Source organism: Halomonas sp. PR-M31 (assembly GCF_001039575.1).
In the GTDB taxonomy this organism is placed as follows: domain Bacteria; phylum Pseudomonadota; class Gammaproteobacteria; order Pseudomonadales; family Halomonadaceae; genus Modicisalibacter.
In genome coordinates, this window is record NZ_JIBT01000023.1 from 1 (window position 1) to 18,300 (window position 18,300).

Genomic DNA, 18,300 nt, shown 5'->3' on the forward strand with positions numbered 1-18,300 from the left:
TGACTGACACTTTTTGATGCAGCAACGCGGTTCGCGATGAAACGTCAACAGGCCCTAGGAAAGAGGAAAAAGCTTTTTCAGAAAACCGCTGAGAGCGGAGCGTTCGCCGTAGACGGCGCTTAGATGCCGGTCCGCTTCTTCCAACTGCTCGTTCAGCAGTCGGCGCACTTCTTGAGCGCCCAGCAGGTTGACCAGCGTGGCCTTGTCTTGGTCCTGATCGATATCCTTGCCTTGGGTCGCATCGCCATCACCCAGGTCGTCACACAGCTGATAGGCTTGGCCGAGCGCCAGGGCGAAACGCTCGAGTGACTCCGTTGCAGCCCGATCAATTCCGGTAACAACCGCCACCAACTGCATGCTGACCTGAAAGAGCACGCCAGTCTTGTGCCGGTTGGTAACCATCACATCCGCCACGGAGCGAGGCTTTTGCGCCTCATGCAGATCCTCATACTGCCCTTTGACCAGCCCTTGAGTCCCTACCGCCCGACTCAACTGACTGATCATCACCGCACGCTGCCCGGCGGGCAGCGCAGACAGGTCGGATACCACTCCGAGGGCACGGCTAAGCAAGGCCACCACCGCCAGCATGGCCACATCCTCTCCGTACTGGCGATGTATCGTCGGGCGCCCACGCCGCATACTGGCATTATCCATGCAGGGCAGATCGTCCAGGATCAGCGACGCAGTGTGTATCATTTCCACCGCGCTGCCCAGATCGAACAGCGCCGGCACCCGGCAACCCAACTCCCGGGCAGCAAGCACCAGCAACAGCGGGCGTATGCGCTTGCCCGGCACTAGCACGCTGCTACAGATAGCCTGACTCACCGGATCGTGGCTTTCCTGCGTATCGGAAAGCAGCTTCCCCAGACGCCTCTCGACAGCCTGACGAATTGCGTCAGGGCTATCGAATTCACCACTTTCAGGCGCAAGGCTGGTGAAGGATAAACCCATTGGGGAAAGCTCCCTTGATTCGTTCTAGATGATCGCTTCGTACAATTCTTGCACAACTTCCGACGCTGGCCTATACAATGGAGCTTCGGACCATGCTCTCTGACAAGGAAACCCACATGAAAGGCGAAGGCCTGGTCGAGCGCAAGAACGATCATCTGTCCATCGTACTGGACGCACAGGGTATCCCTGCGTCGACCCCATCGGGTCTTGCGGACTACCGATTCATGCATTGCGCCTTGCCGCAACTCAACCTCGACGATATCGATCTACGCGCGCAGTTTCTAGATAAATGGTTGAACGCGCCATTTTTGATCAGTTCCATGACCGGCGGTGCGGCAAGGGCTCGCTTGATCAACCAGCATCTGGCCCAGGCCGCCCAGGCCTTGGGTATCGCCTTGGCTGTCGGCTCTCAGCGGGTCGCCTTGCAGACCGACAACGATCATGGCCTGACCCGGGAGCTGCGCCGATTTGCACCGGACATTCCTCTGCTTGGCAATATCGGTGCCGGTCAGCTTCGAGAAGCCCAGGGCATCGATTGGGCACGTCGCGCGGTGGATATGATCGACGCGGACGCCCTCATCGTTCATCTCAATCCGCTGCAGGAAGCCGTGCAGTCCGGTGGCGATCGGGATTGGCGTAACGTTCGTCAGGCCATCGGCACACTGGTAAAAACGCTCGGGGTGCCGGTGGTGATAAAGGAAGTGGGCGCGGGCATTTCGCCTAACGTTGCCCGGGCGCTGATAGAAGAAGGCGTGACAGTGATCGACGTGGCAGGCGCCGGCGGTACCAGCTGGGCAGCGGTGGAAGCCGAACGCGCCGCAAGCGATGCCCAGAAGCGTATTGCCATGGCTTTCGCCGGCTGGGGCATTCCCACGGCCCAGGCCATTCAGGCGGTACGCCGTGAACTGCCGGATACGCCTTTGATTGCCTCCGGCGGCATTCGCGACGGTGTCGATGCGGCCAAGGCCATTCGCCTGGGTGCCGATCTCGTGGGCCAGGCCGCGGCGGTGCTTGCCAGTGCCACCCAGTCGAGCGAGGCTGTCATTGAGCATTTCGAGGTGCTTATCCAGCAACTGCGTATCGTCTGTTTTTGTACCGGTAGCGCCAATCTGAGCGCACTGCGCCAGGCAGCGCTGCTGGATGAACACGGCGTTGCGGTGAAGGGGCTTCATGGCTAGGCTCGGATACCGCTCCCCTACGCACAGGATGCGCCCTGCATGCCCCATCATTACGATCTAATTCTGGCCGGTGGCGGTCTGGCCAACGGGTTGATCGCCCTACGGCTGAAACATGATAGGCCCGAGCTTCGCCTGTTGATGCTGGAACAGGACGCTCGCCCCGGCGGCAATCATACCTGGTCGTTTCATGACAGCGATCTGAGCGATGAGCAACATGCCTGGTTGGCTCCCCTGATAGGATGCCATTGGCCACGCCATCGGGTGATTTTCCCCAACCGCGAGCGGCTGCTGAGGGGCGGTTACGCCAGCCTGTTCTCATCGACTTTCGCACAAGCGCTCGAGGACACGCTTGGCGATGCGCTGTGGGTCAATGCAACCATTGCCTCTCTCGCACCCGGCCGGTGACGCTTGAAGATGGCACCCAACTGACGGCGAACGCCGTGATCGACGGTCGCGGCCCGGCGCCGAGCCCGCATTTGTGCCTGGGCTATCAGGCTTTTCTGGGTCAGGAAATCAGGCTCGCAGCGCCCCATGGGCTGGAAGAACCCATCCTGATGGATGCAAGCCTCGCTCAGGGCGACGGCTATCGTTTTGTGTATGTGCTGCCCTTCACCCCGGACACGCTGCTGATCGAGGATACTCACTATGTCGATCAGCCCTTGGACGACGACGCCCAGCTGCGGGACAACATCCGCGCCTATGCCAAGGCCAAGAAGTGGCAGATCGATGAGGTGCTGCGGGAAGAGCACGGCGTGCTACCGATCACTTTGGCGGGTGATTTCGACGCCTTCTGGAGTGAAGCCGACGGACAGCCACGTAGTGGCCTGCGGGCCGGGCTTTTCCATCCCACCACGGGCTATTCGCTGCCCCATGCGGTGCGTCTGGCGCAGCGTATTGCCGCTCTTGATAACCTAAGCGCAGCGTCGCTATTTACCGCGATCCGTGACGAGGCAAAGCAGGAGTGGCGCCAGCAGGGTTATTTTCGTCTGCTCAATCGCATGCTGTTTCTGGCCGGCTCGCCTAGCCAGCGCTGGCAGGTCATGCAGCGCTTTTATGGGCTCTCTGAAAGCTTGATCGAAAGCTTCTATGCCGGACGCTTGAGCGCTGTGGACAAGGCACGCATTCTTGTCGGCAAGCCACCGGTGCCCCTGGGCGAGGCCATCCGCGCGGCGCACTGCTCTACTCCTTCTAGACTTCGTTCTTCTTATCGTCGCGACTCGACATTCTCTAGGAACTGACCATGACGCAACAACAAGCCCTGGTGATCGGCGCCGGCTTCGGCGGACTGGCCCTGGCCATTCGGCTGCAGGCCGGGGGCTATCACACCACCCTGCTGGAAAAACGCGACAAGCCCGGCGGCCGCGCCTATGTGTACGAAGATAAAGGCTTCATCTTCGATGCGGGCCCCACGGTCATCACCGACCCCTCGGCCCTTGAGGAACTCTTCACCCTGGCGGGCCGGCATCTATCCGACTATGTGAAGCTTCTGCCTGTCTCTCCTTTCTATCGGCTGTGCTGGGAAGACGCGCCGTCGTTTGATTACGTCAACGATCAGCAGGAGCTGGAACGTCAGATTGCTGAGCGCAACCCCAAGGATGTGGAGGGATACAAGCGCTTTCTCGACTACTCCAAGGCGGTGTACGAGGAAGGCTATATCAAGCTTGGCGCGGTGCCTTTCTTGTCCTTTCGCGACATGGTCAAGGCCGGGCCGCAACTGGCGCGACTACAGGCCTGGCGCAGCGTCTATGCCATGGTGTCGCGTTTCATTGAGGACGAACACCTGCGCCAGGTGTTCTCTTTTCACTCCCTGCTGGTGGGGGGCAATCCCTTCGTCACTTCCTCGATCTATACCCTCATCCACGCCCTTGAGCGTGAAGGTGGGGTGTGGTTTCCCCGGGGCGGCACCGGTGCGCTGATTCAAGGCATGGTCAAATTGTTCGAGGATCTGGGCGGCAAGCTCGAACTCGACGCGGAAGTGGCCAATATCGAGACTCAGAACGATCGCATCAGCGGTGTCACTCTTCAGGATGGCCGCCACTTCGCCACGGATATGCTGGCTTCCAACGCCGATGTGATTCACACCTACGCCCATCTATTGGGCAAACATCCTCGCGGGGTCAGTCACGGCAAGGCGCTCAAGAAAAAGCGCTACAGCATGTCGCTGTTCGTGATCTACTTCGGCCTCGACATGCCCTCGAATAACCTTCAGCACCACACCATCTGCCTGGGAGCACGCTACAAGGAGCTGATCGACGAGATCTTCAACGCCGATACTCTGGCGGAGGATTTCTCGCTCTATCTGCATTCGCCCTGCGTCACCGATCCCTCCCTGGCGCCACCCGGGTCCAGCGCCTACTATGTGCTGCGCCGGTGCCTCATCTGGGCACCGCACCCATTGACTGGGAAACCCAGGGGCCGGTCTATCGTGATCGCATCCTCGACTACCTGGAAAAGCATTATATTCCCGGGCTGCGAGAGCATCTGGTGACCTGCCGTCATTTCACGCCCCTGGATTTTCGTGACGAACTCAACGCCCATCTGGGCTCGGCATTTTCCCTGGAGCCAATTCTCACTCAAAGCGCCTGGTTCCGGCCCCATAACCGGGATCAAAAAATCGACAATCTCTATCTAGTCGGTGCCGGCACCCATCCAGGCGCAGGCGTACCTGGGGTGGTGGGTTCCGCCAAGGCCACGGCGAAGCTGATGCTGGAGCGTCTGGATGGCTGATGCGCTCGACCGCCACGCCGCCGAGACCATTCAGGCCGGATCGAAAAGTTTCGCCACAGCCGCCAAGCTGTTCGACCCGGCTACCCGGCGCAGCGTGATGATGCTGTATGCCTGGTGCCGGCATTGCGACGACGTGATCGACGAGCAGCATCTAGGCATGCCTTCTCATGGTGAAGGCTCGACGGACAGCAGCGAACAGCGCATGGCCGAGCTTCGTCGCATGACTCGGCAAGCCTATGCCGGCGAGCCAATGCAGAGCCCCCCTTTCGCCGCCTTTCAGCAGGTGGCGCTGCAGCACCGTCTTCCCGAATGCTACCCCTTGGCACATCTAGAAGGCTTCGCCATGGATGTTCAGGAGCGCCGCTACGACACCATCGATGACACCCTGAGCTACTGCTATCACGTAGCCGGAGTCGTCGGCATCATGATGGCCTGGATCATGGGCGTAGAAGATGATGCGACCCTGGATCGGGCCTGCGATCTGGGCCTGGCGTTTCAGTTGACCAATATCGCCCGAGACATTGTCGATGATGCAAAAGTCGGGCGCTGCTATCTGCCTCGAACATGGTTGAACGAGGCAGGCATACCGCCGAATGAGATCGCCGATCCACGCCATCGTGGTGCATTGGCCAATCTGGCGGCACGCTTGATCGATCTGGCAGAGCCCTATTATCAATCGGCTCGTGGTGGATTTGGCGCACTCCCGCCCCGCAGCGCCTGGGCGATCGCCACCGCTCATGGGGTTTATCGGGAAATTGGCATCGAGGTCGAGGCAAGAGGCGCCAAGGCCTGGGATCAGCGCGTGTCCACCAGCAAGGCGGACAAGCTGCGCTTATTGGTCAAGGGATTGGGCCAGACGGTGGCTTCTCGCTGGCAGACGCCGGCGTCTAGGCCCGAGTCTCTCTGGCAACGTCCCGACTAGAAGAATTCTGCAACGCCCCGCCGTGTTTTTCGCGCAGTTGGCGCTTCAAGGTGCTAACGGAGGGAGCAATCAGGAAGCCGAAGGAGACGCAGCCTTCCTTACTGTTCACCGCGTGATGCATGCGATGGGCTTGGTACAAGCGCTTGAGATAGCCGCGGCGTGGCACGTAGCGAAATGGCCAGCGCTGATGCACCAGGCCGTCGTGAGCCAGAAAGTACAGGAATCCGTAGGCGGTCACGCCGGCACCGATCCACTGAAGCGGGTACCAGCCCCAGGTTCCCAACGCAATCAGGGCGATCGCCACACCGGCAAATACCACCGCGTAGAGATCATTCGTCTCGAACCAGCCACGGGCCTGACGCACGCTCGCTGGCTCGTGATGAGAGCGATGCCAGCCCCAACCCCAGCCGTGCATGACGTACTTGTGCGCAAACCAGGCGAACACCTCCATGCCGACTATCGTCAGCAGGATGATCAATGCATTCGTAACCATGGACATGGCCAGCAGACCTCCGGGTTTGCGCGGGCTGGCAAAACAACATTTGCCACTCTCCCGATATTCTACCGGTAACAGTGCCTCAAGGAACCGCTGTTACTTGCCGATAACATAGTTAACCAAGCGTGACGTACCACGCAAGAATTCAAACGACTATAACAGCGCCGGGACCCAACCAATGCCATTCAATGAAGCCAAGGAGCATGCACTTGGGCGTCTGCATGCTATTTTCAGCGATCCTTATTCTGCCTTCGACAATTCGGTGACCGAGCGTCAGCTGCATTTGAACGTTGCCATTGAAGCACTGCTCGGCCAGGCAATGGCGGACAACCGAATGACCATCGACGTGATTCACGGCTGGGAAAACGGCGAGTGCGAGCCTGCTGAACTCCAGCACAGCAGCCACTCTTTTGCCTCTCTCGACGACCTGCGCCAGATCGCAAGGCACTACCGTAATGCAATCGAAGCGCAAGAACCGCTACCTCGTGATACCACCTCCTTGATCGCCGAACAATTGGCCGACGCCATTGCCGCGGCCCAGGCAGACGGTCAGGCGCTCGATGAGGAAACACGCACCATTCCTGCGCGCTGGCCGGCTTTCGTCAAAGGGCTCACCCTTTACACCTACTTCAAGATGTACCATCGCCTGACCTATGGCGAAGACGAGCCTTATCGCTCCATTCGCTGTGAAGCATCGGACGGCCTACGAGAGATACATGAATTCCACGTGGAAGAAGGTGAGTTTGCCGTCGTCCTGCCAGTCGAGGACGAGACCCTCGAGACTGTACTCACCCTACACGAGAGTCAGCTCGAGCCGGTATTGCAGATATTCGAGAAATTTCAGATAGGCGGTTGATATTTCGGCACCCGCCCCATCAAATAGAACTCATCGTTGGGCGGTGTGCCGGTAAGATTCACTAGCCGGTTGGACATGCCGAAGAAACCGGCCACTGCGCCAATGTCCCAAATATCCTCCAGGGTAAACCCCACTTCGAACAACCGACTCTGCCATTCATCGTTGAGCTCGCCCTGCTCGGTGCCGATATAAAGCGCGAAATCCAGCATGAGGCGATGGCGCTTGCTGATCGGGGCAGTGCGATGGTTGATCGCCACTTGGTCGGCCAGCAACGGATTCTTGCTGTAAATGCGCACCAAAGCGCCATGAGCAACCACGCAGTAGAGACAGCGATTGCGCGCGCTAGTGGCCACCACCACCATCTCCTTCTCTGCCCTGGTCAGGGTGTCGGATTCCCGCTCCATCAGCGCATCATGATAAGCAAAGAAAGCACGAAATTCCTCAGGGCGATGAGCGAGTGTGAGAAAGACGTTGGGCACGAAGCCAGCTTTATCCTGTACCGCCAGGATGACGCTGCGGATATCCTCGGGCAGCTCATCTAGGGTCTCGGGGACGGGAAAACGGCTGAGAGATGCACTCATGACTTGTTCCTTTTAATGTGACCTGAGCCAAGAAAACACCGCCAAAATTCTTGGCGGTGTTCAAGGGCTTGCCTATTTTTGCGCTGACTACATCGAGATCGTGCTGTTGATGCCGCCGGAAACGTTCTCCGGCTCGAACCAACGGGAGGTCACGGTCTTGGTCTGGGTCCAGAACTGGATCGCCTGCTTGCCGTTGGGGCCAAGATCACCAAGCTTGGAGGCCCGGGAACCGGTGAAGCTGAAGTAGGCCACCGGCACCGGAATCGGCACGTTGATACCCACCTGACCGACGTCGATATCGCTCTCAAAGCGTCGGGCTGCCCAGCCGGAATTGGTAAAGATCGAGGTGCCGTTGCCGTTGGGATTGGCATTGATGAAGGCGATGGCGTCATCCAATGTCTCGACCCCACCACGCACAGCACCGGCCCGAAGATCTCTTCCTTGTAAATGGTCATGTCCGCTGTCACGTCACTGAAGATGGTCGGCCCAACGAAGTTGCCCTCCGGGTAGCCCTCGACGTTGATGTTTCGGCCGTCCAATGCCAAGGTCGCTTCCGACTCGCCAGCATCGATCAGCTGTAAAACCCGATCCCGTGCCGTGGATGAGACAAGCGGGCCAAGATCCGCGTCGCGCTGGGAACCGGGGCCGACCTTCATCGCCTTGGACTTCTCGACGATCTCGTCCAGCCAATGACGTGCCTCGCCTACCAGCACCAGCACCGAGTTGGCCATGCAGCGCTGGCCGGCAGCGCCAAAGGCGGAGCCCAGCATGTTGTCGATTGCCTGGCTGCGATTGGCGTCCGGCATGATCACACAGTGATTCTTGGCGCCCATCATCGACTGCACCCGTTTGCCTGCCGCACCTGCCCGCTCGTAGATATGGGTGCCGATGGCCGTCGAGCCGATGAAGGAGAGCGCCTTGATGTCAGGATGGTCGCAGATGTGATTGGCAACGTCCGGCCCGCCGTGCACCACGTTGAGCACCCCGTTGGGCACGCCGGCCTGATGGGCCAGTTCGACCAGACGCATGGTGGAAGATGGGTCCTGCTCTGAAGGCTTCAGGACGAACGTATTGCCGGTGGCGATGGCCAGGGGGAACATGAAGCAAGGCAGCATGATGGGAAAATTGAAGGCAGTGATGCCGGCGCCGACCCCCAAGGCTGGTGCAGCGAGTAGACGTTGACATCACTTGCGACGTTCTCGGCAATCTCACCAAGCTGTAACGAAGTAATCGAGCAGGCATGCTCGATGACTTCCAGACCACGACCTACTTCGCCCTCCGCGTCCGGCAGCGTCTTGCCATGCTCTTCGGTGATCAGCGCCGCCAGCTCCTCGGTGTTGTCGCGCACCAGAGCCTGAAACTTGAGCATGATGCGCATGCGCTTGGCCAGGGATACCTTGCGCCAGCTGACAAAGGCTTGCTTGGCGCTGGCAACCGCTTGATCGACTTCATCGCGCGTCGCAAAAGGCACCCGGGCCACCACTTCCTGAGTGGCTGGATTGAGAACATCGCGCCACTGCTCGGCCTTCGAAGGGACGGGTTGACCGTCGATATAAAGAGCGATCTCGCGAACGGACATGGTGTTTTCTCCTTGGTGATTTGTCATCCTGTTTCAACGAGTCTAGTTGCAGACGCCACTGACGAACAATCATCGGGCCGATACTCACTCAATCGGTAGTCGCAGCACCCCTGTCTGCAGCAACACCCGTATTGGCACTGAACCGCCTGACGCTGGCCACGAAATCACCAAAGCGCTCACCTTGTATCAGGACATGGCCGCGCAGGCTCTGCTCGGCTTGAAGGGCGTCCCCCGCCTCGAGCGCCTTCACGATCTCTCGATGCTCTGCCAGTGAGGCAAGCATGCGATGTCGCACCTGTAACTGAAGACGCCGGTAGGGAGACAAACGCTGCTTGAGCTGGCGAGCCTCCGTGGCAAGAAAATCGTTATGACTCGCCGAATAGATGCACTGATGAAAGATCTCATTTTCGTGATAGTACTCGTCCGGATCGCCCGCCTGGGCCGCCGATTCGCAGCGCCCCAGCGCCTCTTGCAGTGCCGACAGTTCTTCGGGAAGAATGCGCCGCGCCGCCAGGCGGCCGCACATTCCTTCAAGCTCCGCCATCACCTCGAACATTTCGATCAACTGCTCGATGCTGACCTGGGTCACGAACGTGCCTTTCTTGGGTGAGACCGTCACGAGTCCGCTGGCAACCAGCTGCTGTATGGCCTCCCTGACTGGCGTGCGGGACACCTTGAATGCCCTGCCCAGCTCCTCGGGATCAAGACGCCCGCCGGGCGCTAAGCGGCCGTTGAGAATGTCATCCTCCAGCGACTCCTTGAGCTGCTGGGCATTGTATCGCTTCTCGTTTTCCTCGCTCTTCACACCGGTTTCCTATGCTGTCGCCCTGGGTCGATTGTCAGTCATCCACGACGTTTGTCTAGCGCCTTCATGTTTGACACAGAGGAGCCTTGAGGCTATTGATATATACATCACAGCTATTCATATATATTTCATAGTATCGCATATTCGACAAAAACAATGAACCCGGAGATCGCCATGCTACATCCATCATCCACATTGGCCGCCGCCACCGCTCTGTTGATCGCCCTTTTCAGCACCGCCAACGCCGAGACCACCCTTCGCGCCTCTCATCAGTTCCCCGGCGGCCAGGGGGACGTGCGCGACGAGATGGTCCAGTTGATGGCCAAGGAAGTCGAGGCTGCAGGTGTCGATCTGAAAATTCAGATCTACCCCGGCCAGTCTTTGTTCAAGGCCCAGGAACAGTGGCCCGCCCTGGTGCGGGGCCGCCTGGACATGACCGCCCTGCCACTGGATTACGCCAGCGGACGGCACCCTGAGTTCTCGGCCACGTTGATGCCCGGTCTGGTGCGCAGTCACGAACGGGCCCAGCGCCTCAACGACTCCGAGTTCATGGACATGATCAAGGAGGTCATCAACGACGCCGGCGTGCGGGTACTGGCGGATGCCTGGCTGGCGGGCGGTTTCGTTTCCAATGTTCGCTGTATTACTTCACCGGATACGGTCGAGGGCCAAACCCTGCGCGCCGCGGGTCCGGCTTTTGATGAGATGCTCGCCGAAGCCGGGGCCTCGATTGCCTCGATGCCTTCTTCGGAAATTTACACCGCCATGCAGACCGGCGTACTCGATGGCGCCAACACCTCATCGGGCTCTTTCGTTTCCTATCGTATCTACGAGCAGGCCAGTTGCCTCACCGCCCCTGGCGACAATGCCCTGTGGTTCATGTACGAACCGATCCTGATTTCTGAGCAAAGCTGGAGTCGTTTGAACGAGGAGCAGCAGAAAGCGCTGACCGAAGCAGGTGAGAAGGCCGAGGCGTATTTTGCCGGTGAGGCAGCATCGCTGGATCAGGAGCTGGTGGATGTCTACAAGGAGAACGGTGTCGAAGTGGTCACCATGACCCCGGAGAACTACCAGGCCTGGCTCGATATTGCCAAGCAAAGCTCTTATAAAACCTTCGCCGAGAATGTCCCCAATGGCCAAGCTTTGATCGACGCAGCACTTGCCGTTGAATGAAGGCACTCAAAGGAAGCTTTGCATGGCGCATAGTTCAAGCCACTCTCTGACGACGGGTCGCGGCATCATTGGTGGTTACATTCGCCTGATTGACATGCTTTCAGGCGTCTTTGCCTTCATTGCCGGTGCCTTGCTGCTGGCCGGCGTGCTGTCGGTCTGCCATATGATCTTCATGCGCTACGTGCTGGGACAAAGCACGATCTGGCAGACCGAGTTCACGATCTATGTCATTACCGGCGCGATGCTGCTCGGCGCGCCTTATGTATTGCGCAACGGCGGACATGTGGCGGTTACCGTGCTGCCGGATGCCCTAGATGGCTGGATCAAGAAGGCCATGTACGTTCTCTCCGCTTTGGTTGGTCTCGCCTTTTGTAGCGCCCTGGCCTATAGCGCCTGGCACTACTTCTACGAGGCTTACAGCATGAACTGGACCACCGGTACTGTGTGGAATCCGCCCCTATGGCCGGCACTGCTGCCCATGGCCGTCGGTATCACGCTGCTCTCATTGCAGTATGTCGCTCAGATCCTGCGCGGGGAGCACTAATCATGGACCCAATTACCAGCGGCATCCTCATCGTCGTGGCTCTACTCGTACTGATGGCCATCGGTACCCCCATCGCCTTTGCCTTGGGTGCGGTGGCTTTAGGAGGTCTAGTACTCGATCGCGGCATAGGTGAGCTGACCTATTTCGGCGAGACCTTCTTCGGCAACATCGCCTCTTTCGGCTTCGTCGCCATTCCCATGTTCATCCTGATGGGGGCGGCGGTGGCCTCATCGCCCACCGGGCGGGATTTGTACCGCTCCCTGGATCTATGGCTCGGCAGGATGCCCGGCGGATTGGCGATTTCCAACATCGGCGCCTGCTCGATCTTTGCGGCACTGTCCGGCTCCTCTCCCGCCACCAGCGCCGCCATCGGCAAGCTGGGTATTCCCGAGATGCGCAAGCGCGGCTACCCGGATGGGGTCGCCGCGGGCTGTATCGCCGCTGGCGGCACCCTGGGCATCCTCATTCCGCCCTCGGTCACCATGATCGTCTATGGCATCTCCACCGAGACCTCCATCGGTCGGCTGTTCATCGCCGGTGCCCTGCCCGGGCTGATGCTTGCCGGCTTGTTCATGGTCTGGACATTGATTGCCTGCAAGTTCTCCGGCGGCTACGGCAATCCGCTGGCGGATGCCGCCGCGAGCGCCAAGGAAAACGTCGAGGGGAATCTCAAGGCGCTGGTGCGGGTGTTGCCTTTCATTGTCGTGGTGTCGGCCATCCTGTTCGCACTCTACGGCGGTGTCGCCACCCCTTCCGAGGCGGCGGGCGCCGGCGCTTTCCTGTGCCTGGCACTGGCCATACTCGTCTACCGCATGTGGCAGGTGAAACCCCTCAAGACCATCATGCACGACGCCCTGAGTGAAAGCGTGATGATCATGCTGATCATCGCCACGGCGGAGGTATTCGCCTTCGCCCTCTCCTCGCTGTTCATCACCCAGACGGTAGCCGGTGCCATTGCGGATCTGGAAGTGAATCGCTGGGTGCTGATGGGCGTGATCAATGTGTTTCTCTTGGTGGCAGGCTTCTTTTTGCCGCCGGTCGCGGTGATCGTGATGACTGCCCCGATCCTGCTGCCGATCATCCTGGCGGCGAATTTCGATCCCTACTGGTTCGCGGTGGTGCTGACCATCAACTTGGAAATCGGCCTGATCACCCCGCCAGTGGGGTTGAACCTATTCATCATCAAGGGCATCGCGCCGGATATCGCGCTGCGGGACATCCTGCTGGGCAGCTTGCCCTATGCGCTGTGCATGGTGCTGGGCATCGTGATTCTGTGTTTTTTCCCGAGCATCGCGACCTGGCTACCCGATTTGATCATCAATAGCTGATCACCGACGACGGAACATCGACATCCAGGTCATCACCATGAACATGAGCTTTTTGCAGGAACTGTTCAGTACGATCACTCAGCGCGATGCGCTGCTCAGGCGCCGCTCCGGCGTCAGCAAGCATACCAGTCATCGTCATCTGATCGCCGCCTGTCAGGCATTGCTGGCAAGCGACGGCGAGGCCTCGAGCATCGCCCTTGCCAGCCGTGCACTGGAAATCTATGCGCGGCTGGCGCCGAAGGAAAAACAGCACTTCTTCGAACTGCTGGCAACGGATTTTTCCGCTGACCCGGAACGCATTGATCACGCCTACACGGCCTATCGCGAATCCCGGGACAATCAGGATCTCAACACCCTGTTCGAAGCCTGCGAACCCCGGCGTCAGGAGCTGCTGCGCCGCCTCAACCTGCCCAGCGGCGGCACCCATGATCTGGTCGATATGCGCGAAGACTTGCTGGCCTTGATGCGTGACAACGCATCACTCAAAGCCATTGATTCAGATTTCGCCCATCTGTTCGGCTCCTGGTTCAATCGCGGCTTCCTGGTCTTAAAGCGCATCGACTGGAATACCCCGGCGGTGATCTTGGAGAAGATCATTCGCTATGAGGCGGTACACGAGATCCGCGACTGGGCTGATCTACGCCGGCGGCTGGACGCGCGGGATCGGCGCTGTTTTGCCTTCTTTCACCCAGCGCTCGGCGACGAACCGTTGATCTTCGTCGAGGTCGCCCTGTGCCAGGGGCTGCCGGATCAAATTCAAGCCATCCTGTCGAGCGATCATTACGAGATCGACGATCCGGAGTCCGCAGATACCGCGGCTTTTTTCGGTATCAGCAACTGTCAGACCGGGCTACGGGGTATCTCCTTTGGCAACTTCTTGATCAAACAGGTCGTGCAGGAACTCAAGCAGGAACTTCCCAGTCTGCGCCACTTCGTCACCCTGTCGCCGGTTCCCGGCTTTCGCGACTGGCTCAAAACGCATTACCAGGATGGTGACAGCGTTCTGGAGGCGGATACTCTCAACACACTTGAACATCTCGAGACACCGGACTGGTCAGAAGACCCTGGGCGCATCGAAAAACTTAAAGACGTGATAAAGCCCCTCGCCGCGCATTACCTGCTCAAGGAAAAGAACGCTCAAGGGTTGCCACTGAACCCCGTGTCGCGCTTTCACCTTGGCAATGGCGCCGAGCTGCATCGCATCAACTGGCTGGGGGATGTCTCGGCCAAGGGCATGAGTCAGTCTACCGGGCTGATGGTCAACTATCTCTATGTGCTGGAAGACATCGAGCAAAATCACGAGCAATACACCACCAACGCCACCATTGCCTGCTCGTCGAATGTGCGTGATCTCGCCAAGCGCGCCCGCAAACTACTCAAAGGAGAGACCGCGAAATGAATCACAACCTGTTCGAGATCTTCGCTGCGCGCATGCGGGCGCGGGGGGATGCGGATTTCATCACGACCCGGGAAGGACAAGGTTATTCCTACGCCGAGGCCCTGGACACGAGTGCTTGTCTGGCAAGCGCTCTGCTCGATTTGGGGGTGGCGCCAGGCGACCGAGTCGCCGTGCAGGTCGACAAGAGCCCCGAGGCCATATTGCTCTATCTGGCCTGCCTGCGCATGGGGGGCGTCTATCTACCGCTCAACACCGGCTATACTGCCGAAGAGATTCACTATTTCCTCGACAATGCCGAACCGGCTCTATTCGTGTGTCGGCCCGCCAACCTGGAGGATGCTCAACGTACCGCCAGTCAGGCAGATTGCCCCCGGGTGACCACTCTGGGCGTCGACAGCGATGGCGAACTGATGGAGCTTGCTCGCAGCGCCACTCCCCAGGAATCCATCGAGCCTCGGGGGGCCGATGACCTGGCGGCCATTCTTTATACCTCTGGCACTACCGGGCGCTCCAAGGGGGCTATGCTCACTCACTGCAACCTGGCCTCCAATGCCGAGGCGCTGGTGAACGTGTGGCGTTTCACTGAGGCCGACCGGCTAATCCACGCCTTGCCGATCTTTCATACCCATGGCCTGTTCGTGGCCTGCAACGTCGTGCTGATGGCCGGCGCCAGCATGCTTTTTCTACCGCGTTTCAATATCGACATCATCATCGACGAATTGCCTCGCGGTACCACCATGATGGCGGTGCCTACGTTCTATACTCGCCTATTACAAGATGAACGGCTGACTACGGAGCTGACCGCCAATATGCGCCTGTTCACCTCTGGTTCCGCGCCGCTCACCGCCGAGACGCATGAGGCTTTTGCCCAGCGCACCGGCCACGCCATTCTCGAGCGCTACGGCATGACTGAAACCAACATGAATACCTCGAATCCTTATGAGGGCGAGCGTATCGCCGGCACCGTGGGCATGCCGCTGCCCGGGGTGGAGGCCCGTATCGTCGAGCGGGAAACCCGTGAAACCCTCTCTCAGGGTGAAATCGGCATTCTCGAGGTACGCGGCCCCAATGTGTTCATCGGCTATTGGCGAATGCCGGACAAGACCCGGGAAGAGCTGCTTGAGGATGGTTTTTTCATCACCGGCGATCTGGCCATGATCGATGAGAAGGGCTATATCCACATCGTCGGGCGCGACAAGGATCTGGTGATCTCCGGCGGCTACAACGTCTACCCCAAGGAGATCGAGCAGGTCATCGACGAGATGGACGAAGTGCTCGAATCCGCGGTGATCGGAGTTTCACATCCGGATTTCGGTGAGGGCGTGACCGCCGTGGTAGTGGCCCAGCCAGAAGCGCAGATCGATGAGGCCATGGTGCTCACGTTTCTTGATGGACGTCTGGCCCGCTACAAACAGCCCAAGCGGGTGGTCTTCGCCGACAGTCTGCCCCGCAACACCATGGGCAAGGTACAAAAGAATCAGCTGCGCGAACAATTCCAAGACCTTTACACCCCTGCCTGAGGGCATCACCACGAGACTGTTATCCATGACCCATAAAATTTATCGCATCGGTCAGATCGTTCCCAGTTCCAACACCACCATGGAGACCGAAATTCCAGCGTTACTGCGTGCACGAGAGAGCGTCGCTCCGGAGCGTTTCACCTTTCATTCCAGCCGGATGCGCATGAAGCAGGTGACCCAGCAAGAACTCGCCACCATGGACGAACAATCCGATCGCTGCGCATTGGAGCTTTCCGACGCCGAGGTCGACGTCATGGGCTATGCCTGCCTGGTCGCCATCATGAGCCGCGGGTCGGGCTATCATCGCGAGTCGCAGCAGCGCCTGCACGAGGTCACGCGCAGCAATGACTTCCCGGCACCGATCGTCAGCAGTGCCGGCGCCCTCGTGCAAGGGCTCGAGACGTTGGGCGCCCGGCGGGTCGCCATCATTACGCCCTATATGAAGCCCTTGACGCGGCTGGTGATCGACTATATCGAAGGGGAAGGAATTGAGGTTGCCGACAGCATTTCTCTGGAAATCGCCGACAATCTGGAGGTGGGGCGCCGCGACCCACTGGCCTTGGTGGAGATCGTCAAGCGTCTCGATTACCGGGACGCGGATGCCGTGGTGCTGTCGGCCTGTGTGCAGATGCCGTCCCTGGCCGCCATTCAGCCGGTGGAGGATGCCATTGGCCTGCCGGTGGTGTCCGCTGCGACCTGCACCGCCCATCAGATGCTCAAGGCGCTGAACCTGGCTCCGCAGGTACCCGATGCAGGGCGACTCTTGCAGAATTCTACAGGGGCTTGAGAGTCGTCAGTTATCCGGATAGCACTCGCGTAATTCCGCGTCGTGAGCGCCGTAGCCGCGGCCGAGATATACCTTGGGCAGCCACTGCAGATCGTGGCCCAGTCGGTAGAGCCAGTCGCGCAACTCGATATCTTCGACCCATTCGATTGGAATATCGGCCAGGCCAAAGCGTAGGCCCAATAGATTACCCGCCAGCAGTCCGATGCTATCGCTCTTGCCGCTGTGATTGACTGCCCATAGCACGCCCTGGCGATAGTCCTGGGCGGCAAGCGCACACCACACCGCGATGGCCAGCGCCTCTTCGGCGGATTCACCGTGACCCAGTGCATCGATGCCTTGTGGCGTGGGTGTGACGCCCTGGGCATGAAAGTCGAGTACGGTTTCGAGCAAGAATCGAATGTGCGCCTGACTACGAGGCACGGCCTCGCGCTCTTCGGCACATTCAATGAAGAAATCGAGCCAGGCGCCGCTGTCCATGAAATTCAAAGCGGCAGGAATCAATGATTCCAGAGAGCGCCCGTTGTCGATCATGCCGTTGATCACGTAAGCAAAAATACCGGCGCTGAGGTAGGCGCTGGGATGGCCATGGGTGCAACGGGTCAATTCGCAGGCAACGGAGAAGGCGCGATCGCGATGATGTAATAAAAAATCGCCCCAGGGGAACAGGCCAACGGGTGCCACGCGCACCAGTCCGTCGCACTGCTTGCTGGTATTGCGCGCCACCGAACCGAACGCCGGCGCCTGAGCCAGTGCTTCGAGACTGGTCGTGGCGGGAGAACGCCGGGCATGCAATCGAGGATCACTGATCAAACCGACTTTCGTGTCGATCTGAGCGATAGCCGGCTGCTCCCCTTGGGTGACCAACCACCGGATTAGCGCATGATGAAGCACCACGATGGGCGCATAGATCTCGCACTCCTGAATGCGTACGTAGGAGCGTAATGCCCCCTCCGCGACAAACAGCATCATCTGAGTGTCGTCTGTGATGCATCCTATACCGCCATGGGCAGGCGCATAGGTTTCAAGCCCATCATCGCCAAACTGTTCGCAAATGGCCTGCCAATCCAATGACGCCAAAGGCGCGCCTAGAGCATCGCCGATGGCGCCTCCGTAAAGGCAAGCTTGTGAACGTTCAATCCGTTGTACGTTTTTCATGCGCCCCCCTTGCCCAGGCCCCGCTTTCTGCTCCCGGGTAAGAAAGAGCATACGGCAATGTTGTCATCAGGCCATGCCTGACTATGAATTTTTTTATGCTGGCGGAATGGTTCTAACGACCACCTCACCGGAACAGGAAAAATCGGTAACGAGCGAAATTTGTTAACGAATTATATATTTTTATTTATTTATATCAACATTGTGTCACTTTTTGTTCTCAACGCTATAGCCGTACAGACATTATCTCATCTGAACAGCGCTAAGCGGTCGTTTTTGAAAGCCACCATTACGACCGCTCT

The 18,300-nt window shown here is 59.0% G+C and carries 18 protein-coding genes and 1 pseudogene; 13 read left to right on the forward strand and 6 right to left on the reverse strand.

Annotation, left to right across the window (positions count from 1 at the left end; all coding sequences use genetic code 11):
* Positions 1–54: 54 nt before the first annotated feature.
* On the reverse strand, positions 55–951 hold the full coding sequence (locus tag CH74_RS06900) for a polyprenyl synthetase family protein (protein ID WP_048306735.1): 897 nt from the start codon (positions 949–951) through the stop codon (positions 55–57).
* 92 nt (positions 952–1,043) lie between these two features.
* Between CH74_RS06900 and fni the strand changes: the two genes are divergently transcribed.
* The 6 genes from fni to crtB are packed head-to-tail and all read left to right on the forward strand — an operon-like array spanning position 1,044 to position 5,778.
* Positions 1,044–2,129 (forward strand): type 2 isopentenyl-diphosphate Delta-isomerase, encoded by a 1,086-nt coding sequence (gene fni, locus CH74_RS06905; RefSeq protein WP_253272982.1) that lies wholly within the window; start codon positions 1,044–1,046, stop codon positions 2,127–2,129.
* Between the two features lie 39 nt (positions 2,130–2,168).
* Positions 2,169–2,534 carry a lycopene cyclase family protein gene (locus tag CH74_RS19445; protein ID WP_253272983.1) on the forward strand — a complete coding sequence of 122 codons (366 nt, stop codon included), beginning with the start codon at positions 2,169–2,171 and terminating at the stop codon, positions 2,532–2,534.
* The gene (gene crtY / locus CH74_RS06910) at positions 2,492–3,367 is read left to right on the forward strand and encodes a lycopene beta-cyclase CrtY (protein WP_253272984.1); all 876 of its coding nucleotides are present in this window, start codon (positions 2,492–2,494) and stop codon (positions 3,365–3,367) included. Before CH74_RS19445 ends, crtY begins: the two co-directional genes overlap by 43 nt.
* Positions 3,368–3,369: 2 nt before the next feature.
* Positions 3,370–4,617, forward strand: a complete 1,248-nt coding sequence (locus CH74_RS06915; protein WP_253272985.1) for a phytoene desaturase — start codon at positions 3,370–3,372, stop codon at positions 4,615–4,617.
* Complete coding sequence (locus CH74_RS19450) at positions 4,614–4,856, forward strand: FAD-dependent oxidoreductase (protein ID WP_253272986.1); 243 nt, start codon at positions 4,614–4,616, stop codon at positions 4,854–4,856. The genes CH74_RS06915 and CH74_RS19450 overlap by 4 nt, the downstream gene beginning before the upstream one ends.
* On the forward strand, positions 4,849–5,778 hold the full coding sequence (gene crtB, locus CH74_RS06920) for a 15-cis-phytoene synthase CrtB (RefSeq protein WP_048306738.1): 930 nt from the start codon (positions 4,849–4,851) through the stop codon (positions 5,776–5,778). Before CH74_RS19450 ends, crtB begins: the two co-directional genes overlap by 8 nt.
* On the opposite strand, the gene CH74_RS06925 is transcribed toward crtB, so the two are convergent.
* Positions 5,744–6,277, reverse strand: coding sequence for a sterol desaturase family protein (locus CH74_RS06925; RefSeq protein ID WP_048306739.1), 534 nt, complete (start codon positions 6,275–6,277; stop codon positions 5,744–5,746). The two genes, crtB and CH74_RS06925, sit on opposite strands and share 35 nt — an antisense overlap.
* Before the next feature lie 175 nt (positions 6,278–6,452).
* Here CH74_RS06925 and CH74_RS06930 point away from each other — a divergent pair, with 175 nt between their 5' ends.
* The gene (locus tag CH74_RS06930; RefSeq protein WP_048306740.1) at positions 6,453–7,130 is read left to right on the forward strand and encodes a hypothetical protein; all 678 of its coding nucleotides are present in this window, start codon (positions 6,453–6,455) and stop codon (positions 7,128–7,130) included.
* Here CH74_RS06930 and CH74_RS06935 read toward each other — a convergent pair.
* The 3 genes and pseudogenes from CH74_RS06935 to CH74_RS06945 all read right to left on the reverse strand — a co-directional run bounded on the left by CH74_RS06935 (position 7,115) and on the right by CH74_RS06945 (position 10,095).
* A complete protein-coding gene (locus CH74_RS06935; RefSeq protein ID WP_048306741.1) occupies positions 7,115–7,711 on the reverse strand; it encodes a peroxidase-related enzyme in 597 nt (198 codons plus the stop codon). The two genes, CH74_RS06930 and CH74_RS06935, sit on opposite strands and share 16 nt — an antisense overlap.
* Positions 7,712–7,798: 87 nt before the next feature.
* Positions 7,799–9,290: pseudogene (locus CH74_RS06940) on the reverse strand (CoA-acylating methylmalonate-semialdehyde dehydrogenase).
* An 88-nt stretch (positions 9,291–9,378) separates the two neighbouring features.
* Positions 9,379–10,095, reverse strand: a complete 717-nt coding sequence (locus tag CH74_RS06945; protein ID WP_048306742.1) for a GntR family transcriptional regulator — start codon at positions 10,093–10,095, stop codon at positions 9,379–9,381.
* Between the two features lie 174 nt (positions 10,096–10,269).
* On the opposite strand from CH74_RS06945, the gene dctP reads away from it, so the two are divergent.
* The 6 genes from dctP to CH74_RS06975 are packed head-to-tail and all read left to right on the forward strand — an operon-like array spanning position 10,270 to position 16,846.
* Entirely contained in the window at positions 10,270–11,268 is a 999-nt protein-coding gene (dctP, locus tag CH74_RS06950; RefSeq protein ID WP_048306743.1) for a TRAP transporter substrate-binding protein DctP, read from the forward strand.
* A 22-nt stretch (positions 11,269–11,290) separates the two neighbouring features.
* A complete protein-coding gene (locus CH74_RS06955; RefSeq protein ID WP_048306744.1) occupies positions 11,291–11,812 on the forward strand; it encodes a TRAP transporter small permease subunit in 522 nt (173 codons plus the stop codon).
* A gap of 2 nt (positions 11,813–11,814) precedes the next feature.
* Positions 11,815–13,140 (forward strand): TRAP transporter large permease, encoded by a 1,326-nt coding sequence (locus CH74_RS06960; protein ID WP_048306745.1) that lies wholly within the window; start codon positions 11,815–11,817, stop codon positions 13,138–13,140.
* A 37-nt stretch (positions 13,141–13,177) separates the two neighbouring features.
* Entirely contained in the window at positions 13,178–14,539 is a 1,362-nt protein-coding gene (locus tag CH74_RS06965) for a malonyl-CoA decarboxylase (RefSeq protein WP_048306746.1), read from the forward strand.
* Positions 14,536–16,059 (forward strand): malonyl-CoA synthase, encoded by a 1,524-nt coding sequence (locus CH74_RS06970; RefSeq protein WP_048306747.1) that lies wholly within the window; start codon positions 14,536–14,538, stop codon positions 16,057–16,059. Before CH74_RS06965 ends, CH74_RS06970 begins: the two co-directional genes overlap by 4 nt.
* A gap of 25 nt (positions 16,060–16,084) precedes the next feature.
* On the forward strand, positions 16,085–16,846 hold the full coding sequence (locus CH74_RS06975; RefSeq protein WP_048306748.1) for an aspartate/glutamate racemase family protein: 762 nt from the start codon (positions 16,085–16,087) through the stop codon (positions 16,844–16,846).
* Positions 16,847–16,852: 6 nt separating this feature from the next.
* On the opposite strand, the gene CH74_RS06980 is transcribed toward CH74_RS06975, so the two are convergent.
* Entirely contained in the window at positions 16,853–18,001 is a 1,149-nt protein-coding gene (locus CH74_RS06980) for an ADP-ribosylglycohydrolase family protein (protein ID WP_048306749.1), read from the reverse strand.
* Positions 18,002–18,300 lie beyond the last annotated feature (299 nt).